We start from the raw sequence: 8,313 nt of genomic DNA, 5'->3' as shown, positions 1-8,313 counted from the left end.
TCGCTTTTTACAAAAGCTTCCCCGGTGATCTTTTCGTATAATTCTATATACCGTTCAGAAACCGATTCGATATATTCATCGCTCATTTCGGGAAGAATTTGACCTTCTTTTCCCTGGAAATTGTTTTCAATAAGCCATTGTCTCACAAATTCTTTAGATAATTGTTTTTGTGGCTCATCGTTATTCTGTCTTTCCCGGTAACCATCGGCATAAAAATATCGGGAAGAATCGGGAGTGTGAATTTCATCTATTAGAACAATTTCTCCTTCAGCATTTTTACCAAATTCATATTTGGTATCAACTAAAATCAATCCTCTCTTTGCTGCAATTTCAGTTCCGCGTTTAAAAAGATTTCTGGTATACTTTTCAAGAATTTCGTAGTCTTCTTTAGAAACAATAGCACGTTTTAGAATTTCCTCTTTAGCAATATCTTCATCGTGATCGCCCTGTTCAGCTTTGGTTGCAGGAGTAATAATTGGCTCCGGGAATTTATCATTCTCCTTCATTCCGTTAGGCATTTCTACCCCACACAGCATACGTTTCCCGGCTTTGTATTCCCGGGCAGCGTGGCCGGCAAGATAACCGCGAATTACCATTTCAATTTTAAAAGGCTCGCAAGCCTGGCCAACCGCAACATTAGGATCTGGAGTGGCTTCCAGCCAGTTGGGTACAAGGTCGCGTGTGGCTTCCATCATTTTTGTGGCAATTTGATTAAGGATCTGACCCTTGTAAGGGATTCCCTTTGGCATTACCACATCAAAAGCCGAAAGCCTATCTGTTGCAACAATTACGAGTTTATTATTTTTTAAAGTATAAACATCCCGCACTTTACCTTTGTAAACATCGGTTTGGCCGGGAAAATTGAAATCGGTTTTTATAATGGTATTGTTCATTAGAATCTATTCTGAAATTTTGAAACTATATTGCGTGAAAATTGAAAATGATTTATTCTGTATGTTCAATTTCTTTATAGGCTGAAATTATCTTTTTCACGAGTCGGTGGCGAATCACATCTTTATCGTCAAGGTAAATTATTCCTACACCTTTTACTTCTTTAAGCACGAGTAACGCTTCTTTTAAACCTGAAATAACCCTGCGTGGTAAATCTATTTGCCCGGGATCTCCGGTAATCATAAACTTGGCACTTTTCCCCATTCGGGTAAGAAACATTTTCATTTGCGCGTGGGTAGTATTTTGGGCTTCATCCAAAATCACAAAAGCATTATCTAAGGTTCGGCCACGCATAAATGCAAGTGGTGCAATTTGAATCACTCCTTTTTCTATAAATGAATCAAGTCTTTCCTGCGGAATCATATCCCGAAGCGCATCATAAAGCGGCTGCATATAAGGATCTAATTTTTCCTTTAAATCGCCGGGAAGAAATCCCAGGTTTTCACCAGCTTCAACCGCGGGACGGGTAAGAATAATCCTGCGAACTTGTTTTTCTTTTAATGCTTTTACGGCAAGCGCAACGCCGGTGTATGTCTTTCCGGTTCCTGCAGGGCCAATGGCAAAAACCATATCGTTTTTACGCATTAGCTCAACCAGCTTTCTTTGGTTTGCGGTTTGGGCTTTTACCAATCGGCCGCCCACCCCGTGAACCAAAACTTCACCGCTTTCGTCTGAAGTTTGATAATCTGAACTTTTCTCGCTGGTTAGCACCCTTTCAATCACATTCTCATCCAGTTTATTATACTTTCCGAAGTGTTCCATTAGCATTGTGATGCGTTCATCAAATTCTTCCAGCATTTCCTCGTCTCCAAAAACCTTAATTTTATTTCCGCGGGCTACAATTTTTAGCTTTGGAAAGTATTTTTTAAGAAGTTCAATATTCTCGTTTTGTTGCCCAAAAAATTCGCGGGGATTAATCTCAGAAAGTTCAATTACAATTTCGTTCAAAGGCTTATGGTTTTAGTTGAAAAACAATATCAAAATATTTTTATTTATAGTTATTCTTTATTTGTTGCTACTAAGTTTTAATGTTAATTTTGGCAGTTAGAAGATAGGTTGAAATACCTAACTTTTCTTTTTCAAAAAAACCAATAAACTTAACTTCGCTTACTATACAAACTTACATAAAATAAGCGCTTACAAGTTAAAAAAATATTAACAATCACCTATGGCTATCATTACTTTAACCACCGATTTTGGCGAGAAAGATTACTTTGTGGGAGCGGTTAAGGGAGCTATTTACAGCGAATTAAAAGATGTTAGAATTGTTGATATTTCACATTCAGTTTCCCCATTTCATATTAGTGAAGCGGCCTACATTATAAAAAACGCTTATAATAGTTTTCCTAAAGGTAGTATTCATATAATTGGGATCGATTCAGAATTTACGCCAGAAAATAAACACCTGGCTGTTTTATTGGACGATCACTATTTTATTTGTGCCAATAACGGGATTTTATCTTTGCTGGCTTCAGAAATTAAACCTGAGAAAATTGTGGAAATTAATATTCACGATGCCATAGAAACCAATTTCCCGGTTTTAGATGTGTTTGTAAAAGTAGCCTGCCATTTAGCTCGTGGAGGAACGCTGGAAGTAATTGGAAAAAATATTAGTGAGATAAAATACCTAAAACAGTTTGAACCTGCTATTAATTCTGAAAAAAACCAGATTGTTGGTCACGTTTTATATATTGATAATTATGGAAATGTAGTTACTAATATTAGTCGGAAACTTTTTGATCAGGTAGGCAAAGGAAGAAATTATTTAATTAGTGCCCGAATGGTCACTTTTCCAAAAATTTATGAAGCATATTCTGATTGGATTAATTTTGAAGTGGAAAAAGAGAATCGGGGAGAAGAAGATGGCAAAAAACTTGCGCTATTTAATTCGGCCGGGTATATAGAACTGGCAATTTATAAAAGTAATCCTTCTACGGTAGGCAGCGCGTCTACACTTTTTGGACTGGAACACCGTGATACGGTAACTATTAAATTTGAAGAAAAATGATACACAGAATTGTGAAAATGGAATTTGATCCCGAAAAAATTGAAGAATTCCTTTCTAATTTTGAACAAAACAAAAAGAAAATAAGAGAATTTGGCGGTTGTTATAAACTGGAGTTATTACGGGACCAGGACAATACAAACATTTTTTTTACGTATAGTTACTGGGTAGATGAGCTCTCTTTAGAACGTTACCGAAATTCAGAGTTATTTAAAGGGGTTTGGGCCAAGACCAAAGTGCTTTTTAATGCAAAACCTGAAGCTTGGAGCACCAATATTATAAGTAGCCAATAATTTAATTTAGAATCATATTTGCCAATGCTGGCCATTTTAAACAAAGAAATAAATTCTTTTTTTTCATCACCAATCGGTTACCTGGTCATTGGAATCTTTTTGGTGGTTTGTGGTTTGTTTTTGTTTGTTTTTACCGGAGATTACAATATCCTGGATAACGGATTTGCCGATGTCAAACCATTCTTTAATCTTGCTCCCTGGATCTTCATTTTTCTTATTCCCGCAATTACCATGAAGAGTTTTTCTGAAGAGAAACGACAGGGGACTATGGAATTACTGCTAACTCGCCCAATTGGTTTTACACAGCTTGTTTTAGGAAAATATTTTGGCGCTTTAATCCTGGTAATTTTAGCTATTTTGCCCAGTATTTTATATGTTATTACTATTCACCAACTGGGGAATCCGGTGGGAAATTTTGACCTTGGTGCAACTCTTGGATCTTACCTGGGCTTAATTTTTCTTGGAGGCTGCTATACCGCTATTGGTATTTTTGCTTCTTCGCTTTCTCAAAATCAAATCATCGCATTTATCATCGCTGTTTTTCTATGTTTTCTAAGTTATTTCGCTTTTGAAGGTTTGGGAGATTTAGACCTATTTGGAAGTACTAATTATGGCGCAGAATACCTTGGTATCAGCTTTCATTACCAAAGCATAAGCAGAGGTGTAATAGATACCCGTGATATTATTTATTTTCTAAGTTTTATAGTTTTCTTTCTAAAACTTACACAGTTAAGGTTAATAGCAATTCAGAAAAATTCTTAGGCTTTGAAACACCAAAACACCTATAAAAACGTTTTTCTGTGGCTTGTTGCACTTGTAGTGATAAACCTAGTGGCTGCAAACTTTTTTGAGCGCATAGACCTTACTCGAGACCAACGTTATACACTGTCTCCTGCGGCAATGGAAATTGTTTCAGATGCTGATTCGCCTATTATTATTGAAGTCTTTTTAGAAGGAAATTTTCCATCAGAGTTTAGAAGGCTTCGGAATGAAACCAGACAAATGCTGGAGGAGTTTTCAGCTTATAACAGTAATATAAAATTCACTTTTACCAATCCCTTAGAAGAAAGTAATGATGCTGAAGCTACCGCACAGGAATTTTATCAGCAGGGAATGCCGCCAGCAAGGGTAAGCGTGCAGGAGAACGGTAAGAGTTCTGAGGCTTTGGTTTTTCCCTGGGCCGTAGCCACTATGGGAGACAAAAAGGTTCAAATTCCCCTATTAAAAAATAAATTAGGTGCTACCGATGAAGAACGGGTTTCAAGCTCTGTACAGCAGTTGGAATATGCTATTGCCAATGCATTGAATAAATTAGTTTATCCGCGGAAAAAGAAAATCGCGGTAATGCGTGGAAACGGTGAGTTGCCCGATGCACAAATAGCTAGTTTTATAAAGACGCTGCAGGAATATTATTTTATGGCGCCGTTTACTTTAGATTCGGCGGCTGTAAATCCTCAAAAAACGCTTCAGCAATTAAAAGGGTACGATTTGATTATCGAGGCAAAACCTACCGAGGCCTTTACCGAAAATGAAAAGTATATTTTAGATCAATATACAATGAGCGGTGGTAAATCACTTTGGCTAACCGAAGCCGTTGCTATGGAAACCGATAGTTTGCTGAATCCTTCCGGGAGAGCTTTTGCTTTACCTCGTGATCTTAATTTAGGCGATTTTTTCTTTTCCTACGGAATTAGGATTAATCCGGTTTTGATCAACGATATTTACTCAGCGCCGATTATTTTGGCCTCTGGGCAGGGAAATAATACTCGGTTTAATCCGTATCCTTGGTTTTACAGTCCGTTAACCACTTCGCCCAACGATCACCCTATTATTAATAATATTGAAGCTGTGAAATTTGAATATGCCAATCAAATTGATACGCTTCAGAATAAGCTTGAAAAAACAATTTTATTAAGCAGTTCTCCGCAAACCAGGGTAGAAGGTACGCCCCGCGAAATTAGCCTGGAGATGGTAAGCCGGGAACCGGATTTGGCTTCCTATAAAGATGGCGAGCAGCCACTGGCCGTTTTGCTGGAAGGAGAATTTACTTCGGTTTATAAAAACAGGATCAAGCCATTTGAAATTGAAAATCCTTTAAACCAAAATGAAGAAACCAAAATGCTGGTAATTTCAGATGGAGATGTTATTAAAAATGAAGTGCAGCGCGGAAAGCCTTTAGAAATGGGGCTTGAACGCTACACCGGAAATACCTATGGAAACAAAGAATTTTTACTAAATGCAGTAAATTATATGCTGGATGACAGCGGACTTATAGATATTCGCAGCAAGGAAATAAATATCGCTTTTCTGGACGATCAAAAAACTGCTGATGAACGCGAAAAATGGCAGGTGATTAATATTATTCTTCCTTTAATTATCCTGGGACTTTTCACTTTCGGATTTAATTATTTTAGAAAAAGGAAATACCTGAAATAGCTTTCTTAGATTTTAATTTTCAGGAAATAAAATCAACATATTAACAATCTTAAAAAGATTATTCGTTGTAAGTACCTGTTTTGTAATTATTTACTTCATATTTTTTTGTTTTTGATGTTAATAAAAACTCGTTGGCACAAGCTTTATTTTTAACAGATTAAAATATATTTGTAATGATTTCTAATTAATCACAAAGCCGATGAAATTTATTGTATCCAGCAGTTATTTGCTGAAACAGCTTCAGATATTGGGTGGGGTTATTAACAACACCAACACCCTTCCAATTTTAGACAACTTTTTATTCGATCTTAAGCAGGACGAGCTTACGGTTTCTGCCTCAGATCTTGAAACTACAATGTCTGCTAAACTTAAGGTAGAATCAGATTCCGAAGGAAAAATAGCGGTTCCTGCAAAATTGCTTTTAGATACGCTAAAAACCTTCCCGGAGCAACCCTTAACTTTTGTTGCTGAAGATAACAACACTATAGAATTAAGCTCTAATCACGGTAAATATGCACTTGCTTATGCCGATGGTGAGGAGTTTCCAAATCCTGTGGAATTGGAAGATCCAAGCAGCACCGTTTTAGAAGGTGATATTTTAGCTACCGCAATTAGCAAAACCATTTTCGCTTCAGGAAACGACGATCTTCGCCCGGTAATGAGTGGGGTTTTCTTTCAATTTACTACTGAAGGTTTGACTTTTGTAGCAACTGATGCGCATAAATTGGTGAAATACCAACGTGAAGATGTTACTGCTTCTCAGGCTTCAGACTTTATTATGCCGAAAAAGCCACTAAACCTTTTAAAAGGAATTTTGGCCGGTAGTGAAAGTGAAGTACTTATAGAATACAACGATTCTAATGCGAAATTCACTTTTGACGATACGCAATTAGTTTGTCGTTTGATAGACGGGAAATACCCTAATTACGAAGCGGTAATTCCGAAGGAAAATCCGAATAAATTAACTATTGAACGTAACCAATTTTTGAGTTCGGTTCGTAGGGTGTCTATTTTCTCTAATAAAACCACGCACCAGGTGAGATTAAAAATTGCTGGTGCCGAATTAAATATATCTGCGGAAGACGTAGATTACAGCAATAAGGCCGAAGAGCGTTTAACCTGTTCTTACCAGGGAGACGATATGCAAATTGGGTTCAACTCTCGTTTTCTTACTGAAATGCTGAATAATCTTACTTCAGATGAAGTGCAATTGGAAATGAGTTTGCCAAACAGAGCCGGAATTTTAACTCCTGTAGATGGTTTAGACCCGGGAGAAAAAATTACGATGCTGGTTATGCCGGTGATGCTTAATAATTAAGCCCCCTGGCTCCCGAAGGGGGAAATTAAATATAAAAACGTAGCTAGTTTTAAATTCAAACCTCACAGGTTTTCAAAACCTGTGAGGTTTTTTATTCTAACAAGTAGGGAATGAAGTTATAATAAAAAAAGGCAGCCCATCGGCTGCCTTGTTGTTTTGAAAATTTCTCCGGTTTATTTTATAATTTCAATAGTTAGCGGATAATTAGGTATTTCTCCGTTGCTCACTTTAATAGCATTTACTATAGGAATAACCACCATTAAAATTGCTATCCCAATAAGAGCGATTATACCAAGTCCGAATAAAAAGATTAGCGGAATACATAACAAGCTGTATATAAACATACTTATTTGGAAATTGATGATCATTTTTCCGTGAAAGTCCATTCCGGCAACTTTATCTTTTTGGGTAAGCCACAGGATTAACGGAACTATAAAACCCCCAATTCCAGTAACTAAATCCAATAACTGACTTAAGTGGGTAAGAACGAGCATTTGGTTGTCTTCTCTCATTTTTTCTTTGATTGATGTGATGTCTCTATATTAATAGACGATCTTTTTCGCCCGATGTTACAATTTTTAAAAGATGCATTTTTTCTCCCCCTCTTTTGGAGGGGGTTGGGGGGAGGCTTATCTTTGCCTTATGAAATTAAACGACACTATTGTAGCGCTTGCCACACCTTCGGGTGCAGGTGCCATTGCGATTATTAGGGTTTCCGGTCCTGAAGCATTTAATATTGTTTCCCCGCTTTTTAAGGCTAAGAGTAAAAAAAAGCTAAGCGAACAGCCCAGCCATACTTTACATTTAGGAAATCTAATGGACGATGATCGTACCTTAGATGAGGTTTTAATTTCAATATTTAGAGCGCCTAAATCTTATACGGGCGAAGAAACGGTAGAAATTTCCTGTCATGGGAGTCCGTATATTCAGCAGGAGATTATTCAGTTAATGATTAGAAAAGGTTGTCGCTCTGCCGAAGCCGGGGAGTTTACCATGCGAGCCTTCCTAAACGGAAAAATGGATCTTAGTCAGGCAGAAGCCGTGGCCGATCTAATTTCTTCTGAAAACCAGGCTTCGCACCAAATGGCGATGCAACAAATGCGCGGCGGATTTTCTAATGAAATTCATCGTTTACGTCAGGAATTATTAGATTTTGCATCTTTAATCGAATTAGAATTAGATTTTTCTGAAGAAGATGTGGAGTTCGCTAATCGCGATCAATTTAAAGAATTGGTAGCCAGAATTCAGCAGGTATTAAAACGTTTAATAGATTCTTTCGCTACCGGGAACGTGCTTAAAAACGGAATTCC

General features: G+C 37.3%; 8 protein-coding genes and 1 pseudogene. 6 read left to right on the top strand and 3 right to left on the bottom strand.

Annotated elements, in window-relative coordinates; translation table 11 throughout:
- Together AACZ30_RS11525 and AACZ30_RS11520 are read right to left on the bottom strand one after the other, a co-directional pair.
- A partial coding sequence (locus tag AACZ30_RS11525) for a phosphoribosylaminoimidazolesuccinocarboxamide synthase (protein ID WP_339649482.1) occupies positions 1 to 893 on the bottom strand: 893 nt, incomplete at its 3' end.
- Between the two features lie 52 nt (positions 894 to 945).
- Complete coding sequence (locus AACZ30_RS11520; RefSeq protein WP_208226121.1) at positions 946 to 1,899, bottom strand: PhoH family protein; 954 nt, start codon at positions 1,897 to 1,899, stop codon at positions 946 to 948.
- Positions 1,900 to 2,119: 220 nt separating this feature from the next.
- Between AACZ30_RS11520 and AACZ30_RS11515 the strand changes: the two genes are divergently transcribed.
- The 5 genes from AACZ30_RS11515 (at position 2,120) to dnaN (ending at position 7,003) form a co-directional block, all read left to right on the top strand.
- On the top strand, positions 2,120 to 2,959 hold the full coding sequence (locus tag AACZ30_RS11515; RefSeq protein WP_339649479.1) for an SAM-dependent chlorinase/fluorinase: 840 nt from the start codon (positions 2,120 to 2,122) through the stop codon (positions 2,957 to 2,959).
- Positions 2,956 to 3,249 carry an antibiotic biosynthesis monooxygenase family protein gene (locus AACZ30_RS11510; protein ID WP_339649478.1) on the top strand — a complete coding sequence of 98 codons (294 nt, stop codon included), beginning with the start codon at positions 2,956 to 2,958 and terminating at the stop codon, positions 3,247 to 3,249. The genes AACZ30_RS11515 and AACZ30_RS11510 overlap by 4 nt, the downstream gene beginning before the upstream one ends.
- 24 nt (positions 3,250 to 3,273) lie before the next feature.
- On the top strand, positions 3,274 to 4,011 hold the full coding sequence (gldF, locus tag AACZ30_RS11505) for a gliding motility-associated ABC transporter permease subunit GldF (RefSeq protein ID WP_339649477.1): 738 nt from the start codon (positions 3,274 to 3,276) through the stop codon (positions 4,009 to 4,011).
- A gap of 3 nt (positions 4,012 to 4,014) precedes the next feature.
- A complete protein-coding gene (gene gldG, locus AACZ30_RS11500; protein WP_339649476.1) occupies positions 4,015 to 5,685 on the top strand; it encodes a gliding motility-associated ABC transporter substrate-binding protein GldG in 1,671 nt (556 codons plus the stop codon).
- A 199-nt stretch (positions 5,686 to 5,884) separates the two neighbouring features.
- The gene (gene dnaN, locus AACZ30_RS11495; RefSeq protein ID WP_057481476.1) at positions 5,885 to 7,003 is read left to right on the top strand and encodes a DNA polymerase III subunit beta; all 1,119 of its coding nucleotides are present in this window, start codon (positions 5,885 to 5,887) and stop codon (positions 7,001 to 7,003) included.
- 173 nt (positions 7,004 to 7,176) lie between these two features.
- On the opposite strand, the gene AACZ30_RS11490 is transcribed toward dnaN, so the two are convergent.
- Positions 7,177 to 7,515, bottom strand: a complete 339-nt coding sequence (locus AACZ30_RS11490; protein WP_075327460.1) for a DUF4870 domain-containing protein — start codon at positions 7,513 to 7,515, stop codon at positions 7,177 to 7,179.
- Between the two features lie 130 nt (positions 7,516 to 7,645).
- Here AACZ30_RS11490 and AACZ30_RS11485 point away from each other — a divergent pair.
- A pseudogene (locus tag AACZ30_RS11485) lies at positions 7,646 to 8,313 on the top strand (tRNA uridine-5-carboxymethylaminomethyl(34) synthesis GTPase MnmE); the annotation flags it as partial.

The organism is uncultured Salegentibacter sp., assembly GCF_963972535.1.
Taxonomy (GTDB): Bacteria; Bacteroidota; Bacteroidia; order Flavobacteriales; family Flavobacteriaceae; genus Salegentibacter.
Note: the sequence above shows the minus strand (reverse complement) of the source record. Positions and strands in the feature narration are given on the sequence as shown.

Excerpts from the sequence above, each read along its gene's own strand:
- dnaN (WP_057481476.1), top strand. The coding sequence starts at position 5,885 with ATGAAATTTATTGTATCCAGCAGTTATTTGCTGAAACAGCTTCAGATA.
- AACZ30_RS11515 (WP_339649479.1), top strand. The coding sequence starts at position 2,120 with ATGGCTATCATTACTTTAACCACCGATTTTGGCGAGAAAGATTACTTT.
- AACZ30_RS11490 (WP_075327460.1), bottom strand. The coding sequence starts at position 7,515 with ATGAGAGAAGACAACCAAATGCTCGTTCTTACCCACTTAAGTCAGTTA.
- AACZ30_RS11510 (WP_339649478.1), top strand. The coding sequence starts at position 2,956 with ATGATACACAGAATTGTGAAAATGGAATTTGATCCCGAAAAAATTGAA.
- gldF (WP_339649477.1), top strand. The coding sequence starts at position 3,274 with ATGCTGGCCATTTTAAACAAAGAAATAAATTCTTTTTTTTCATCACCA.